14 protein-coding genes are annotated in these 14,658 nt (G+C 72.5%); 6 read left to right on the top strand and 8 right to left on the bottom strand.

Translation table 11 applies throughout. The features are described from left to right. Positions 1–85: 85 nt before the first annotated feature. On the bottom strand, positions 86–805 hold the full coding sequence (gene npdG / locus ACFYV1_RS09410; RefSeq protein ID WP_389394838.1) for an NADPH-dependent F420 reductase: 720 nt from the start codon (positions 803–805) through the stop codon (positions 86–88). A gap of 182 nt (positions 806–987) precedes the next feature. Here npdG and ACFYV1_RS09405 point away from each other — a divergent pair, with 182 nt between their 5' ends. Both ACFYV1_RS09405 and ACFYV1_RS09400 read left to right on the top strand, forming a co-directional pair. After that, a complete protein-coding gene (locus ACFYV1_RS09405; protein ID WP_389394837.1) occupies positions 988–1,608 on the top strand; it encodes a hypothetical protein in 621 nt (206 codons plus the stop codon). 43 nt (positions 1,609–1,651) lie between these two features. Beyond that, entirely contained in the window at positions 1,652–2,920 is a 1,269-nt protein-coding gene (locus tag ACFYV1_RS09400; RefSeq protein WP_389394836.1) for an MFS transporter, read from the top strand. A gap of 403 nt (positions 2,921–3,323) precedes the next feature. Here the strand turns inward: ACFYV1_RS09400 and ACFYV1_RS09395 are convergent, their stop codons facing one another. Beyond that, entirely contained in the window at positions 3,324–3,554 is a 231-nt protein-coding gene (locus tag ACFYV1_RS09395) for a hypothetical protein (protein WP_389394835.1), read from the bottom strand. 58 nt (positions 3,555–3,612) lie between these two features. Here ACFYV1_RS09395 and map point away from each other — a divergent pair, with 58 nt between their 5' ends. Together map and ACFYV1_RS09385 are read left to right on the top strand one after the other, a co-directional pair. Further along, positions 3,613–4,470 carry a type I methionyl aminopeptidase gene (map, locus tag ACFYV1_RS09390; protein ID WP_389394834.1) on the top strand — a complete coding sequence of 286 codons (858 nt, stop codon included), beginning with the start codon at positions 3,613–3,615 and terminating at the stop codon, positions 4,468–4,470. A 133-nt stretch (positions 4,471–4,603) separates the two neighbouring features. Next, on the top strand, positions 4,604–5,266 hold the full coding sequence (locus tag ACFYV1_RS09385) for a heme oxygenase (biliverdin-producing) (RefSeq protein ID WP_389394833.1): 663 nt from the start codon (positions 4,604–4,606) through the stop codon (positions 5,264–5,266). Positions 5,267–5,269: 3 nt separating this feature from the next. On the opposite strand, the gene ACFYV1_RS09380 is transcribed toward ACFYV1_RS09385, so the two are convergent. Further along, positions 5,270–6,055 (bottom strand): PhzF family phenazine biosynthesis protein, encoded by a 786-nt coding sequence (locus tag ACFYV1_RS09380; RefSeq protein ID WP_389395268.1) that lies wholly within the window; start codon positions 6,053–6,055, stop codon positions 5,270–5,272. A gap of 268 nt (positions 6,056–6,323) precedes the next feature. On the opposite strand from ACFYV1_RS09380, the gene ACFYV1_RS09375 reads away from it, so the two are divergent. Then, on the top strand, positions 6,324–7,319 hold the full coding sequence (locus ACFYV1_RS09375; RefSeq protein WP_389394832.1) for a hypothetical protein: 996 nt from the start codon (positions 6,324–6,326) through the stop codon (positions 7,317–7,319). Positions 7,320–7,374: 55 nt separating this feature from the next. On the opposite strand, the gene ACFYV1_RS09370 is transcribed toward ACFYV1_RS09375, so the two are convergent. The 4 genes from ACFYV1_RS09370 to ACFYV1_RS09355 all read right to left on the bottom strand — a co-directional run bounded on the left by ACFYV1_RS09370 (position 7,375) and on the right by ACFYV1_RS09355 (position 11,902). Next, complete coding sequence (locus ACFYV1_RS09370; RefSeq protein WP_389394831.1) at positions 7,375–8,133, bottom strand: bifunctional DNA primase/polymerase; 759 nt, start codon at positions 8,131–8,133, stop codon at positions 7,375–7,377. Between the two features lie 588 nt (positions 8,134–8,721). Further along, positions 8,722–9,339 carry a TetR/AcrR family transcriptional regulator gene (locus ACFYV1_RS09365; protein WP_389394830.1) on the bottom strand — a complete coding sequence of 206 codons (618 nt, stop codon included), beginning with the start codon at positions 9,337–9,339 and terminating at the stop codon, positions 8,722–8,724. A 38-nt stretch (positions 9,340–9,377) separates the two neighbouring features. Then, positions 9,378–10,415: a small ribosomal subunit Rsm22 family protein gene (locus ACFYV1_RS09360; RefSeq protein WP_389394829.1), complete on the bottom strand. Its 1,038-nt coding sequence runs from the start codon at positions 10,413–10,415 to the stop codon at positions 9,378–9,380. Between the two features lie 176 nt (positions 10,416–10,591). Further along, positions 10,592–11,902, bottom strand: coding sequence for a Bcr/CflA family multidrug efflux MFS transporter (locus ACFYV1_RS09355; RefSeq protein WP_389394828.1), 1,311 nt, complete (start codon positions 11,900–11,902; stop codon positions 10,592–10,594). Positions 11,903–12,016: 114 nt separating this feature from the next. Here ACFYV1_RS09355 and ACFYV1_RS09350 point away from each other — a divergent pair, with 114 nt between their 5' ends. Then, positions 12,017–13,021, top strand: coding sequence for a Gfo/Idh/MocA family protein (locus ACFYV1_RS09350; RefSeq protein ID WP_389394827.1), 1,005 nt, complete (start codon positions 12,017–12,019; stop codon positions 13,019–13,021). Here ACFYV1_RS09350 and ACFYV1_RS09345 read toward each other — a convergent pair. Then, positions 13,018–14,646, bottom strand: a complete 1,629-nt coding sequence (locus tag ACFYV1_RS09345) for an alkaline phosphatase D family protein (protein ID WP_389394826.1) — start codon at positions 14,644–14,646, stop codon at positions 13,018–13,020. The two genes, ACFYV1_RS09350 and ACFYV1_RS09345, sit on opposite strands and share 4 nt — an antisense overlap. Positions 14,647–14,658 lie beyond the last annotated feature (12 nt).

The following is a 14,658-nucleotide window of genomic DNA, read 5'->3' as shown; positions in this document are numbered from 1 at the left end:
GGTCCTGCGGATGGGGGCGCCTCCCGCGCCCGCCATGGCGCAGGGGAGGTTCGGCCCCTCCAGTGTCCCCCATGCCCCGGGAGGCTCACACGTCGGTGACGCGCAGCCCCGCGTGTGCCTTGTACCGGCGGTTGACCGAGATCAGGTTGGCGACCAGCGACTCGACCTGGTGCGCGTTGCGCAGCCGGCCGGCGAAGACTCCGCGCATACCGGGGACACGGGCGGCCAGCGCCTGCACGATGTCGGTGTCGGCACGGACCTCGCCCAGCACCATCACGTCGGTGTCGATCTCCTCGATCGACTCGTCCTGCAGCAGCACCGCCGAGAGGTGGTGGAAGGCCGCGGTCACCCGTGAGTCGGGCAGCAGGGCGGCGGCCTGTTCGGCGGCGCTGCCCTCCTCCGGCTTGAGCGCGTACGCGCCCTTCTTGTCGAAGCCGAGCGGATTGACGCAGTCGACGACGAGCTTGCCCGCGAGTTCCTTCTGCAGGGTCTCCAGCGTCTCGGCGTGTCCGTCCCACGGCACCGCCACGATCACCACGTCGCTGCGACGGGCGCACTCGGCGTTGTCGGCGCCCTCGACACCGAGACCCAGCTGCTCCGCGGCGGCCTCCGCGCGCTCCACGGCACGGGAGCCGATGATCACCTTCTGGCCGGCCCTGGCCAGCCGGTAGGCGAGGCCACGGCCCTGGTCCCCGGTGCCGCCGAGAACACCGACGACCAGGCCGGATACGTCGGGGAGATCCCAGGGGTCCTTCGCCGGGGCCTTGGGCGCGGTGCCGGAACTGTCAGTACCCGTAAGTGTCATGCGCCGACCCTACTTCGGGCCTCGCCGCCCCGGCTTCGGCCCCGGCCGCCCCGGTTTCGGCCCCGGCCGCCCCGGTTTCGAAAGCCCCGACCGCCCCGGTTTCGGCCCCGGCCCCTCCCGATCGGGTGAGACGAGGCCGACCCGGCCCCGCCCGGCCCCGGTCCGGTGCAGGATGCTGCGCCATGGATGCCGTACGCGTCGCGCTGCTGCGCGAAGTCCTCGCCGGGACCCAGTGGCCCGCGGCGACCCGCCGGTTCGCCCAGGCACTGCGCTCGTCCGTGGTGCCGCGGGGCGGCGGGCTGCTGCTGGTGGGAACGGCGGAGTACGAGCCGTGGCACATGGCCGCGCACCTGGTCGACGAGGCGGCGTGGTCGGGGCAGCCGGAGCTGGCGCCCACACTCGTACGCCACCGGGTGCGCGCCGCCGACCCGGCGCACCTGGCCGTCGGGCTCGGCCGTCTCGAGGCCGCCAGGCGCGGGGAGACGCTGCTGGTGGTGGCGCCCACGACGCCGGGCGGGGACCTGCTGGAGAGGGTCCACGACGCACGGCGGGCGGGTGCGACGGTCCTGGCCCTGGACGGTGGCGACCCCGAGGTGCGCGGACTGGCGCACGAGGCGCTGACCGTGCCCGGTCCGGACCACGAGGCGGGTGCCGCGGAGATCGACATCGACACGGTGCAGCACCTGGTGAGTGCGGCGGCCGGGGAGAACAGCGTGCCCCCGCCCCGCGGCCGGTCCCGTCTGCGGGGCCGGCTGTCGTGGCTGGCGGACCAGCTGACGTCACCGCCGCCTGCCCGCTGGTAATTCGGTTGCCCGGGGCTCCGGGACCGCTGGAGCATGGCCGTCTGTGACCTCCAAGCTCTCCGCCGTTCTGCCCGATCTCTCGCCCTGGCGGTCCTCCCGCGACTTCCGGCTGCTGTGGGTGCAGGGTCTGGTCACCTACTTCGCGAGCTCGATGGCGATGATCGCCCTGCCGCTCCAGATCAAGGACCTGACGGGTTCGCCGCTCGCGGTGGGTGCGATGGGCGCGGTGGAACTCGTACCGCTGGTCGTCTTCGGCCTCTACGGCGGCGCGCTCGCGGACGCCGTGGACCGCCGGAAGATGATCCTCGGCACCGAGGCCGCGCTCGGTGTGCTGGCAGGCGTCCTGCTCGTCAACGCGGCGCTGCCGGAACCGATGCTGTGGCCGCTGTACCTGGTCGCCGCCGGAGTCTCCGCGTGCTCCGGGCTGCAGCGCCCGGCGCTCGACTCGCTGCTGGCCCGGATCGTGCCGCACGACCAGCTGACGGCGGCGGCCGCCCTGAACTCCATCCGCTGGCAGCTCGGCGCGATCGCCGGCCCGGCGGTGGCGGGCGTCGTGGTGGCGTACACCGGACACGCGACGGCGTACGGGCTCACGGTCGCCGGCTTCGCCGTCTCCGTGCTGCTCTGTATGCGCGTCGCCCCGGCGCCGCCGGCCCACGACGCGGAGAAGCCGTCCCTGCGGGGCATCGCGGAGGGTGCGCGGTACGCGTGGTCGCGGCCGGTACTGCTGGGGACCTACGCGATCGACCTGGCGGCGATGGTCCTCGCCTTCCCGCACACGATCTTCCCGTTCCTGGCGGACGACCTGGACGCCGAGTGGTCGCTGGGTCTCATGTACGCGGCGGGTTCTCTCGGCTCCGTGCTGCTGAGCCTCACGAGTGGCTGGACGTCCCGGGTACGGCGGCACGGCCTGTTCGTGGTCTTCGGCGCGGCCGGCTGGGGGCTGGCGGTGGCCGCGGCGGGCTGGTTCTCGAACGTGTGGCTGGTGCTGCTGTGCCTGGCGTTCGCGGGCGCGGGCGACATGCTGAGCGGACTCGGCCGCTCGACGATCTGGAACCAGACGATCCCCGACGCCCTGCGGGGCCGCCTGGCCGGCATCGAGGTCCTCTCGTACAGCGTCGGCCCGCAACTCGGCCAGGTGCGGGCGGGCGCGATGGCGGGCTGGACGGGCACGCGACCGGCGATCTGGGCCGGGGGTGTGGCGTGCGTGGTGTCGGTGGGGCTGCTGGCGGCGGTGCTGCCGAAGCTGGTGACCTACGACGCGGAGACGGACGAGGACGCGGTGGCGCGGCGGGCCGCGCGGGCGGCGTGACGCCTGCGGGGCGTGGTGTTTCAGGGGCTTCCCCCCTACGCCCGGCGGCAAGTGGGAGGTGCCCCCGCCCGCATCCCCCGCGCCTCGATCGCCGGCGAGGCTGAAGTCGCCGCCTGGCGGGCTGGGTGCCGTGCAACGGCAGATCCGGCCCGGCTGGGGACACCACCCACGGCCGGGGGTGCCGGGCAGCGGCAAAACCGGCCCGGCTGGGGCAACCACCCACGGCCGCCGGGCCCAGGTGGAGTTCGAGGCCACCGCGTGACGCGCGGTACGCCGCCCACCGGGCGGCGTACCGGGTCTCGGGCGGAGCCCGCCACGCGGCGGGGCCGCACATCGGTACAGCGGGAAGGGTCGGGCAGGGGAACACGCCCCGCGCGCAGCAGCCCCGGCCCCGGACCCGGACCTACGACTCGTCGCCCCCGCCCCGCGGCGCCTCGTGCCAGCGCGGGTCGTTCTCCCATTCGAGATTCCGCTCACGCGCCGTGTCCATCGCCCGCGTCGCCTCCTCACGGGACGCGTAGGGCCCGAAGCGGTCCTTGGCCGGGCACTCCGGCCCCTCCTCGACCTTCTTGTGCTGCAGGCAGTAGTACCACTCGCCCGGCTTGCCCGCCGTGCGCTTCTTGAACAGGGCCATCGTGGGCTCCTTCCTCTCAGGCCATGCTGCCCCGGCGGGGCTGGTTAGACTCGCTGGCATGTCTGGCCAGTCGCTGCTCGTACCAGGGGAGCTCTCTCCCACCCGCTCCGTCCCCGGCAACATCCGGCGTCCCGAGTATGTCGGGAAGCCGGCGCCGACCCCGTACTCCGGGCCAGAGGTCCAGGACTCGGACACCATCGAGCGGATGCGTATCGCGGGCCGCATCGCCGCGCAGGCGATGGAGGAGGCCGCCAAGCACATCGCACCGGGCGTGACCACCGACGAACTGGACCGTGTCGCGCACGAGTTCATGTGCGACCACGGCGCCTATCCGTCGACGCTCGGCTACCGCGGCTTCCCCAAGTCGCTGTGCGCCTCGATCAACGAGGTCATCTGCCACGGCATCCCGGACTCGACCGTCCTGAAGGACGGGGACATCGTGAACCTGGACGTCACGGCGTACATCAACGGTGTGCACGGCGACAACAACGCCACCTACCTCTGCGGCGACGTCGACGAGGAGTCGCGGCTGCTCGTCGAGCGGACCCGGGAGTCGCTGAACCGCGCGATCAAGGCGGTCAAGCCCGGCCGCCAGGTCAACATCATCGGCAGGGTCATCGAGTCGTACGCCAAGCGCTTCGGTTACGGGGTCGTCCGGGACTTCACCGGGCACGGGATCAACTCGTCGTTCCACTCCGGACTGATCATCCCGCACTACGACGCGGCGCACGCGACCACCGTCATCAAGCAGGGGATGACGTTCACCATCGAGCCGATGCTCACGCTCGGGACGTACGAGTACGACATGTGGGACGACGGCTGGACGGTGGTCACGAAGGACCGCAGGCGCACCGCGCAGTTCGAGCACACGCTGGTGGTCACCGACTCCGGCGCGGAAATCCTCACGCTGCCCTGATCCCGGAGGCGGGTGGCGTTTTACCGACAGGACGTCGGGAACATATTGCTCAGGCAAGCCTGAGCAGCAGGACAGGTGGCGGCAGCAGCCGTCACCGTCCGTTCCCGTTCCTCTCGGTCCCTGGAGGCCCGCCTTGGACGCAACCGGTACTCCCTTCTCGACGCTGATCCGGCTCGCCTCGCACGAGCGGCACACCACGGTGCAGACGTCCCACTTCATGGACCACCTGCTCGCGGGCCGTCTCGACGTCGAGGCGTACGCGCGGTACACCGAGGAACTGTGGTTCGTGTACCGGGCGCTGGAGGGCGCGGCGAAGACGCTGGAGGACGACCCGGTCGCCGGTCCGTTCATCCGGCCCGAGCTGATGCGCACCGCCGAGCTGGAGCGCGATCTCAAGCACCTGCGCGGCGCGGGCGCCCGCCCGGACCGACTCGTGCCACTGCCGGCCACCGCCGCGTACGCCGCCCGGATCGAGGAATGCGCGCGTACCTGGCCCGCGGGTTACGTGGCACACCACTACACCCGCTATCTCGGTGACCTCTCCGGCGGGCAGGTGCTGCGGGACATGGCGGAGAAGACCTGGGGATTCGACCGCAGGGGCGACGGCGTCCGGTTCTACGTCTTCGAGCAGATCCCCAACCCGGCGGCGTTCAAGCGCGGTTACCGGGAGCTGCTGGACTCGGTGGACGCCGACGACCTGGAGAAGCAGCGCATGGTCGACGAGTGCAGGCTGGCGTTCGACCACAACGTGGCCATCCTGCGGGAGCTGGAGCGGGAGTTCCCGCTCAGCGCCTGACCGTCAGGACGGGAGGCCCGGCATGGTCACCGCGTGCGGCAGCCGGGTCCGCCCGCCCCGCGGCAGGGTCATCCGCAGCGGGGCGTGCGCCGGAACGACGGCGGCAGCAGCGGCAGCGGCGGCAGCAGCAGCGGACGGGGGCGTCGCGAGGCGTACGCGGCCGCCGATCTCGACGATGCCGTCAGGACCGGGGGCGGTCAGGATCTGCGACCCCTGCCCCTGGGTGATGTTCAGCGCCCGGCCCAGCAGGTCGGTGAGCAGCAGCGCCGCCGAGCCGGTCGCCTCGTCCTCGACGATGCCGTCCCCGCGCCGGGGGAAGGCACGGGCCCTCACCCGGCCCGCCGCCTCGTCCTCCCAGGCCCAGGCGTACAGCCGGCCCTCGCCCGGCGGCGGGGCGGGCAGGGCATCGACCTCGGCGGGGGACGCGTACTGCTCGAGCTGCCGCGGCGGCGCCCATTCGGCTCGGGCGGTGATCCAGGTGAACTCGCCGTCGTTGCGCGCCCACACCTCGCCCGCGGGCGGGTTGACCGCCTCCAGGTCCAGCAGCCACGCGGTGCCTACGAGCGGGTGCCCGGCGAAGGGCAGGCGGAGCGTGGGGGTGTAGATGTCGACGACGCCGCGCTCCGGGTCGTCGACGAACACCGTCTCGCTGTAGCCGAGTTCGGCGGCGAGCGCCTGCCGGGACTCCTGGTCCGGGTGGCGACGGGGGTCGCGTACGACACCCAGGGCGTTGCCGTGTCGCCCGTCGCCGTCACAGAAGACGTGGAGGACGTCGAGTACGCCGTTCACGCCGAGCGCGTCGAGTTCGTTCACGCAGGCATTCAAGCATCCCGGTTTCCGGAACGGGCGGCTTCGCGGCAGCGGACGTCCGGCGGGGACCGGGGCGGCACCCGGCGGGGACGACGGGACGCCGCCGGAAGGCATGTTGGCTTCCTGCCGTGTCCGACCGTCCGCCGGGTCACGGTGTGGGTGCTCTATCCGGTCCGGGCGCTCGACCTGTTCCCGCTCCCGGTAGGGTTCGGACGGTCCATGGGGGTCGAGGAGCAGAAGGCAACCGATGAGAAGGCTGGGTCGGGCGGCGACGGGGCTCGCGGCGACGGCGGTACTGTCCCTGACGGCGAGCGCGTGCGTGACGGTGCACGGGGAGCTCGAGATCGTCCCGTCGGCGACGAAGGACGAGGCGGCGCAGGCGCTCGCCGCGTTCACGGAGGCGTACAACAAGGCCGACAAGGCCTACGACCCCGCGCTGGACGCGGCCCATGTCACCGGTGCGCTGGGGGCGATCAACCAGGCCGGCCTCAAGGCCCGGCAGGTCAACTTCCCGAACGGCAACCCGAACCATGTGCCGCTGGAACTGACCGACCCGAAGTTCACCATCCCCAAGAAGGCCGGCTGGCCCCGGTGGTTCGTGGCCGACGCCGACTCCAACCGTGACCGGGACGACAGTCCGCAGGACAACCGCTGGGTGCTCGTCTTCGTGCGCTCGGGCGTCGACGAGGGGTGGAAGGCCGCCTACCTGGCCATCATGCTTCCGCGGCAGATCCCGGCGTTCAAGACGGACAAGGACGGATACGCGGAGGCGGTCGCCCCGGACAGCACGGCACTGGCGGTCGCTCCGCGCAACCTGAGCGAGGAGTACGCCACCTACATGCAGAGCGGGGAGCCGGACCACTTCAAGCCCGGCCCGCACACGTCCAAGTGGCGGGACGACCGCAAGAAGCGGTCGAGGCTGCTCGGGACGAGCACGCAGTACATCGATCAGCCGCTGGACACGGGCGACTTCGCACCGCTGGGGCTGACCACGCAGAACGGCAGCGCGTTCGTCTTCTTCTCGGTCCGCAACTTCGAGCGCCAGACGGCCGCCAAGGGCGTGCGTCTCAAGGTCGTACCGGACGTGAAGGCGCTGCTGACCGGTGAGGTGAAGTCGACCCTCACCAAGGAACGGGTCTCGAGCCAGGTGGTGATCGTGCCGCCCGGCAACGGTGGAGAACCCGGCCGGGCGGTGGATGTGGTGGGTCGTCTTACGGGCCTGACCGCCGCCAAGGGGGCGTGACGCCTGCGGCGGCGTGACCGCTCCCCCGGGGCCGTGGGCCGCGCGGCCGGTCGCCTCAGCGTCCGAGAGGCCAGGCCGCCGCGTGGTGGTCCACGTCCTCGTTCTCGCCCGCGTACTTCGCGCACGCGTCGGTCAGCGTCTCCAGCAGCGTCAGCGGATCGGGCAGCGGATGCTCCGGGCCGCGGACCCAGGCGACGCCGAGGTCACCGTCACCGGGAAGCCGGGCCGGGGGCACGAGAACATAGCTGCCGCGGCAGTGCCAGCGCAGGCCGGGGTGCTCGTCCATCGTCTCGGGGTGGCAGTCCAGCGCGCACGGCCACCACTCGTCCTCGTCCTCCGGGGTGCCGCGGGTCGCGGTGAAGAACAGCATCCGATCCACGCCCAGCTCGGCCACCGGACCGACGTCGATCCCCAGCTCGAGCAGCCGGTCGAGCGCCCCGCGCCCGGCCTCCATGGGGACGTCGAGCACGTCGTGAACCATGCCGGTGGCGGTGATGAAGTTCGCCTCCGGCTGGCCCTGGACCCACCGCTGGATCTGGGCCCTGTCCGTCGTGGACTGCGTCTGCCAGGCGAACGAGATCGGATGGGTGGCGGGGGTCGGGCAGCCGATGCGCTCGCAGGAGCAGCGGTAGCCAACGGGGTGGGCGGCGGGCGCGAGCGGCAGTCCCACGGCGGCGGCGGCCAGCAGAAGGTCCTCGCGCTGCGAGTCCTCCGCCTCGGTGTTCCCGCTCCGGCGGCGCAGCCATTGGGCCAGCCTGCCCTCCCGGGAAGACCTGCCTTCCGTGCCGCGGTAGCGGCCGATACCGTCGCCCATCTATCCCCTCACACCTCACGCCAGCCTCACGCGGACAATGCCATGGTCCCACCATCCTGCGCCTCGGGAGTCCACAGTCCTCAACCGGGGTGGGGCACGGCATCTTCCCGGGGGCGCGCAGAGGCATTCGAGGTGCGCAGGGATCACCGGCGGGGCGCAGGGCCGGGCACGGTCGGCGGCGGGGCGGCGAGGCGGGTGACCGGGGCGGACGCGGGCCGGTCGGCGGTCCGTCCGACCGCCGGTCACCGGTCCGGCCGCGGGCCGGTCACCGAGCCGGCCACGGGTCGGTCACCGGTCGGTCCGTCCGACCGCCGGCCCATGGCCGGTGGCACCGGGCCAGTCACCGGGCCATTCGACCGCCGGTCCATGGGCCGGACGCGGGCCGGCCACCGAGCCGGCCACGGGCCGGTCACCGGTCGGTCCGTCCGACCGCCGGCCCATGGCCGGTGGCACCGGGCCAGTCACCGGGCCATTCGACCGCCGGTCCATGGGCCGGCCGCGGGCCGGTCACCGGTCCGGCCGCGGGCCGGTCACCGGTCCGTTCGGTCGTCGGCCCATGGCCCGGTGGCGCCGGGGCGGTCGGCCGGGTCAGTCGCGCGGTGCGAGGCCGTTCACGGCGCAGTCGACGACGTGGTCGGCGTACTCGTGGGTGAGCGGCAGCGTACGCAGCAGCCAGCGGTGCGTGATGGGCCCGACCAGCAGCTCGAGGGCGATACGGGGGTCGATCCCGGCGCGTACCTGCCCGGCCTCCTGGGCCGCGCGCAGGCGTGTGACGTAGAGCTGGAGCTGCGGCTCCAGCAGCTTCTTCACGAACTCGGCGCCGACCGCCGCGTCGACCACGCCCTCCGCTGTGAGGGCGCGGGCGGGAGCGTCGTAGACGGGGGTGTTCATCTCGTCGACGGTGGCGCGCAGGACCAGGCGGAGATCGGCCTCGAGGTCGCCGGTGTCGGGGATCTCGTAACCGCCGGGGCCGGCCGCGTCCGACGCCTGTTCGGCGAGGTCGAGGAACGCCTCCAGGAGGACGGCGGCCTTGGAGGGCCACCAGCGGTAGATCGTCTGCTTGCCGACACCGGCGCGCGAGGCGATGCCCTCGATGGTGGTCTTCGTGTAGCCGATCTCACCGACGAGGGCGAGGGCCGCGCCGTAGATGGCACGGCGGGAGCGCTCGCTGCGGCGGGAGGCGTCGGGGGCCTTCGTCTCGGTCATGCGGCAAATCTAGCAACGCAGAGTCGAGACGTCTCGTCTCACTCGCTGCGGCCGTCACGGCTTTCCGCTTCGTCGCCGTCGGCCCCGCGGGGCGGCCAGGCGTCTCCCCACTCGGCGTCCCTGGCGGCCTTGTACAGCTCCCCGTGCCGCTTGGTCACCGTGTCGCGGCGCAGCCCTTCGTGCTCCGTGCAGAGATCGAGCAGCACCAGACCCTTGCGGATCTGGGGCTTGCGCGTCACCCGGGCGGCGACCGGTGCCACGGGGAAGCGGGTCGCGGCGACGTAGCTGAACTTCTCGTCCTCGTACGGCAGCGAACCGCCCTTGACCTGCCGGTGCAACGAGGAACGGGAGACCCTGGCGGCGAAGTGGCACCAGTCGGTGCCCGGCTCGATCGGGCAGGCGGCGCTGTGCGGGCAGGGCGCGGCGACGTGCATCCCCGCGGCGATCAGCGCGTCACGGGCCTCGATGATCCGCTCGTACCCGTCCGGTGTGCCGGGCTCGACCACCACGACGGCGCGGGCCGCGCGGGCCGCCTCCGCGACGACCGCGGCGCGGTCGGCGGCGGTCAGCTCCTTGAGGACGTACGAGACGGTCACGAGATCGGTGCTCTCGACACGGAGCGACGAACTGATCCGCGAGCGCTGCCATTTCGCGTCGCGCAGCGAAGGCACCTGCGATGCGACGGCCAACTCCCGGCCGAGCGCGAGAGCGGGCTCCGCCCAGTCCAGGACGGTCGTGCTCGGCGCGGCCTCGTCCCACGCCTCGCTCACGGCCCAGCTCGCGGCACCCGTGCCGCCGCCGATGTCGGTGTGCGTGGCCGGCACCCAGTCCGGCGCCGCCGCGCGCAGTGCGGCGAGCGCGGATCGCACCGCCTCGAAGGTCGCCGGCATGCGGTACGCGGCGTACGCGACGACGTCACCGCGGTCCCGCAGGATGGGCGCGCCGGTGGGGGTGTCCCCGCGGTAGCTGGCGATCAGCCGCTCTACGGCCTGCGCGGCCTGTGTGGGCGGCAGCCCGTCCACGAGCCCGGCGAGGGCGGCGCGGAGCGTGTCGGCGGTGGGGGCGGTGACGTTCACCGAGCGAGTGTACGCGGGGCGGCGGGGGCCGCTGCGCGGAGCCGACCCGGCACCCGCACCGCCACCCGGCACGGCCCGGCCTGGCACCGCCCCGCACCCCGCGCGCTCGCCCGTTCCTCTCGTTCCCCCCGTCCCCGAGATCGGGACGGGCGCCGGCTGCCGTACCTGACCGGCCCTCAGACCGACTCCGCTCGCCGTCGCCACGGGCGGCAGAACCCGACGAAGCACGCCATCGCCCCTACCGCGCACACCAGCTGTACGAGGGCCATCGGCACCGCCGTCGCCTCCCCCGCGATGCCCACCAGAGGCGACGCGACCGCGCCGACCAGGAACGACGACGTACCGATCAGCGCGGACGCGGAACCCGCGGCGTGCGGTGTGCGCAGCAGTGCCAGCGCGTTCGTGTTCGGCATCGCCAGCCCCATCGCGGACATCAGCACGAACAGCCCTGCCGCGACCGGGAACAGGCCCACTTCGCCGAAGACGCCCGACGTCAGCAGCAACAGCGCGGTCGCCGCCAGCGCGATCACGACCAGGCCGAAGCCCAGGGCCTTGTCCAGGCTGACCCGTCCGACGAGGAGCCTGCCGTTGATCTGGCCGACGATGATCAGGCCGATCGAGTTGACCCCGAAGAGCAGGCTGAACGTCTGGGGGGAGGCCCCGTAGATCTCCTGCACCACGAACGGCGACGCGGCGATGTACGCGAACAGTGCCGCGAAGGCGAGCCCGCCGGTCAGCATGTAGCCCGTGAAGACCCGGTCGGAGAGCAGCCCGCGCATGGTGCGCAGCGCCTCGCCGACTCCCCCGGAGTGCCGCTTCTCCACCGGCAGTGTCTCGCCGAGCCACTTGACGACAACGAGGGTGAGCAGGATGCCGACGCCGGTGAGTACGACGAAGATGCCGCGCCAGTCGGTCACCCGCAGCACCTGGCCGCCGATGAGCGGCGCGATGATCGGCGCGACGCCGGATATCAGCATCAGGGTGGAGAAGAACCTGGCCATCTCCACGCCGTCGTACAGGTCGCGCACCACGGCGCGGGCGATGACGATGCCCGCCGCTCCGGCGAGGCCCTGCAACAGCCGGAAGCCGATGAGCATTTCGGCGGTGGGGGCGAACGCGCAGATCGCCGTGGCGACGACGTACACGAGCATTCCGACGAGCAGCGGCCGGCGACGCCCCCACTTGTCGCTCATCGGGCCGACGACGAGCTGCCCGAGGGCCATGCCCGCGAGGCATGCGGTGAGGGTGAGCTGGACGGTCGCCGCGGGCGCGTGCAGCGAGTCGGTGACGGCGGGCAGTGCGGGGAGGTACATGTCCATGGACAGCGGCGGCAGCGCGGTGAGGCCGCCGAGAACCAGGGTCACGACCAGCCCGGCCCGGCGGGCCGCGGCGTTGCCCGCCGGGGGCGCGATGGGGACCGGTGCCGTGACGTCGGGACGGACTGTGCGGTTGCTGCTGCTCGGGCCTGTCTCCGGCAACGACGGCATCGGCAAAACTCTCCTTGTTCCGGGTTTCAACAAACTATGCTCTCAGGTCGGCGGCGGCAGCACACGAGCCCGGGGGCGGGCCGTGACGTGAACCACGACACAGGTGGACCGAAAATGAACACAGCAGTGCGATGGGGCGTCCTGGCGACCGGCGGGATGGCCGCCCGGTTCGTCGAGGATCTGACGCGGATGCCCGACGCAGAGGTCGTGGCCGTGGCGTCCCGTACGGAGGCGTCCGCGAAGGGCTTCGCCGACCGGTTCGGCATCCCGAGGGCGTACGGCGACTGGGCATCGCTCGCGGCCGACGAGGACGTGGACGTGGTGTACGTCGCGACACCGCACTCCGCGCACCGTGCCGCGGCCGGGCTCTGCCTGGAGGCCGGAAAGCCGGTCCTGTGCGAGAAGCCGTTCACACTGAACGCCGCGGAGGCGGCGGAGCTGGTCGAACTGGCCCGCTCGCGCGGCACGTTCCTCATGGAGGCCATGTGGATGTACTGCCACCCGGCCGTCCGCCGCATCGCCGAACTGGTCCACGAGGGCGCGATCGGTGACGTGCGGACTGTGCAGGCGGACTTCGGGCTCGCGGGCCCGTTCGCCCCGGGCCACCGGCTGCGGGACCCGGCACTCGGCGGCGGCGCACTGCTCGACCTCGGCGTCTACCCCGTCTCGTTCGCCCAGCTGCTGCTCGGCGAGCCCGACCGGGTGCAGGCCGACGCCCTGCTGTCCCCGGAGGGCGTGGACCTCAACACGGGCATGCTGCTCGGTTGGCAGGACAAGGGCGCGACGGCGTTGCTGTCGTGCTCGATCACGGCCGGCACCCCGGTCACGGCGTCCGTGACCGGGACGGCCGGCCGGATCGACGTCCCGGACGGCTTCTTCTACCCCGAGCGGTTCGTCCTGCACCGTGACGGCAAGGAGCCCGAGGAGTTCCTTTTCGACGGCCGCAGGGACACCCTGGAGTACGAGGCGGCCGAGGTGATGCGTGCCGTACGGGCGCGCGAGTCGGAGTCCCGGCTCGTCCCCCTCGACGGCACACTCGCCGTGATGCGGACGCTCGACGCGGTGCGTGAGCGCATCGGCGTCCGCTTCCCGGGCGAGGGTGTTCCGGTCGGTTTCTAGGCGGGCCGCAGGCCCGGGTCACCGGTCTGTGTCACGAAGGAGGCGGCCGTCGAGATCGGCGCGTCCGGCGTCGTCACGGCGGCCACCGTACGGAAGTCGGCGCGCGCCTGCTGCTCGTCGAGGGTGACCGTCACATAGCCCCGGCGGCCGTTGTAGAACTTCATGTGCGGGTTGGCCCTGGTGTAGGTGTCCCAGGTGGCCGGCTTGTCGGCGCCGTCCTTGCCGCTGGAGATGGAGGTGGCGACGATCTCGGTGCCGACGACCTGGGCACCGGGCGTCTCGTAGTCGCGCTTGATGTCGTACGCGTAGGCGACGTGCACGTCACCGGTGAGGACCATCAGGTTCTCGACGCCGGCGTCCCGCGCCCCGTCCAGGACGCGGTCGCGGGAGGCCGGGTAGCCGTCCCAGGCGTCCATGCTGAGCTTGGGGTCGGCGTTGAGGTCCAGCCCGCGCCTGGAGAAGTTGACCTGCTGCGGAACGACGTTCCAGGTGGCGGTGGAGGCGCGCCAGCCGTCGATCAGCCACCGCTCCTGCTGCGCACCGGTCATCGTGCGCGACGGGTCCTCGGACTCGGGTCCCGAGACGTGCGCCCGGTCGCCGTAGGCCTGGTCCGAGCGGTACTGACGGGTGTCCAGCACATCGAACTGGGCGAGCTGCCCGAACTGCAGCCGGCGGTACAGCCGCATGTCGGCGCCGACGGGCTGCTGCGGCGAGCGCAGCGGCTGGTTCTCCCAGTAGGCGCGGTACGCGGAGGCCCTGCGCAGCAGGAACTCCTCCGGCGGCACGCCGTTCTCGGGAATCTTGTCGGCGTAGTTGTTCTCCGTCTCGTGGTCGTCCCAGGTGACGACGAAGGGGTGCGCCGCGTGGGCGGCCCTGAGGTCGGGGTCCGACTTGTAGAGGCCGTAGCGCAGCCGGTAGTCCTCGAGGGTGACCGTCTCGCGCGCGAAGTGGGCGGGCAGCACGCGATCGGTGTAGTTGCGGGCGCCGCCCGCGGAGTTCACGGCGTACTCGTAGAGGTAGTCGCCGAGGTGGAAGACGACGTCGAGGTCCTCGGCCGCGAGGTGCTTGTAGGCGGTGAAGTACCCGTCGTGGTAGGCCTGACAGGACACGGCCGCCAGCTTCAGCTCGCCGATGACGGCGCCGGGCGCGGGCGCGGTGCGGGTGCGGCCGGTGGGGCTGATCCAGGTGCCGGTGCGGAAGCGGTAGTAGTAGACGCGGTCCGCCGCCAGGCCGACGGCCTCGACGTGGACGCTGTGGTTGAACTCGGGGTGGGCGGTGACGGAGCCGCGCTTGGCGATCCGGGCGAAGGCGGCGTCGTACGCGACCTCCCACTGCACCTGGACGTTGGCCTGCGGCATCCCGCTGCCCGGTTCGTACGGCTTGGGCGCGAGGCGTGTCCACAGCACGACGGAGTCGGGCAGGGGGTCACCGGAGGCGACGCCCAGAGTGAAGGGGTCCTCGGTGATCTTCCGGCCGTTGACGGTCCTGGCGTGTGCGGTGCCCGGCAGGTTCACCGAGAAGGCGAGCGTGGCGGCGGCGGCAGTGGCGGTGAGGAAGGTCCGGCGGCCGAGGTACCTGGCCGCCGCTCTGAGCTCGGGCGAGTGGGTCGTGTGCGCGGGTGTCATATGGCCCTCCCC

The organism is Streptomyces sp. NPDC003023 (assembly GCF_042888225.1).
Classification (GTDB): Bacteria; Actinomycetota; Actinomycetes; order Streptomycetales; family Streptomycetaceae; genus Streptomyces.
The sequence above is the reverse complement of the archived record's forward strand: the minus strand, read 5'-3'. Positions and strand labels throughout refer to the sequence as shown.

What these genes read in the sequence shown, in the direction of transcription:
- npdG (WP_389394838.1), bottom strand. Translation starts at nt 805, where the DNA reads ATGACACTTACGGGTACTGACAGTTCCGGCACCGCGCCCAAGGCCCCG.
- ACFYV1_RS09405 (WP_389394837.1), top strand. Translation starts at nt 988, where the DNA reads ATGGATGCCGTACGCGTCGCGCTGCTGCGCGAAGTCCTCGCCGGGACC.
- ACFYV1_RS09395 (WP_389394835.1), bottom strand. Translation starts at nt 3,554, where the DNA reads ATGGCCCTGTTCAAGAAGCGCACGGCGGGCAAGCCGGGCGAGTGGTAC.
- map (WP_389394834.1), top strand. Translation starts at nt 3,613, where the DNA reads ATGTCTGGCCAGTCGCTGCTCGTACCAGGGGAGCTCTCTCCCACCCGC.
- ACFYV1_RS09375 (WP_389394832.1), top strand. Translation starts at nt 6,324, where the DNA reads ATGAGAAGGCTGGGTCGGGCGGCGACGGGGCTCGCGGCGACGGCGGTA.
- ACFYV1_RS09370 (WP_389394831.1), bottom strand. Translation starts at nt 8,133, where the DNA reads ATGGGCGACGGTATCGGCCGCTACCGCGGCACGGAAGGCAGGTCTTCC.
- ACFYV1_RS09365 (WP_389394830.1), bottom strand. Translation starts at nt 9,339, where the DNA reads ATGACCGAGACGAAGGCCCCCGACGCCTCCCGCCGCAGCGAGCGCTCC.
- ACFYV1_RS09355 (WP_389394828.1), bottom strand. Translation starts at nt 11,902, where the DNA reads ATGCCGTCGTTGCCGGAGACAGGCCCGAGCAGCAGCAACCGCACAGTC.
- ACFYV1_RS09350 (WP_389394827.1), top strand. Translation starts at nt 12,017, where the DNA reads ATGAACACAGCAGTGCGATGGGGCGTCCTGGCGACCGGCGGGATGGCC.
- ACFYV1_RS09345 (WP_389394826.1), bottom strand. Translation starts at nt 14,646, where the DNA reads ATGACACCCGCGCACACGACCCACTCGCCCGAGCTCAGAGCGGCGGCC.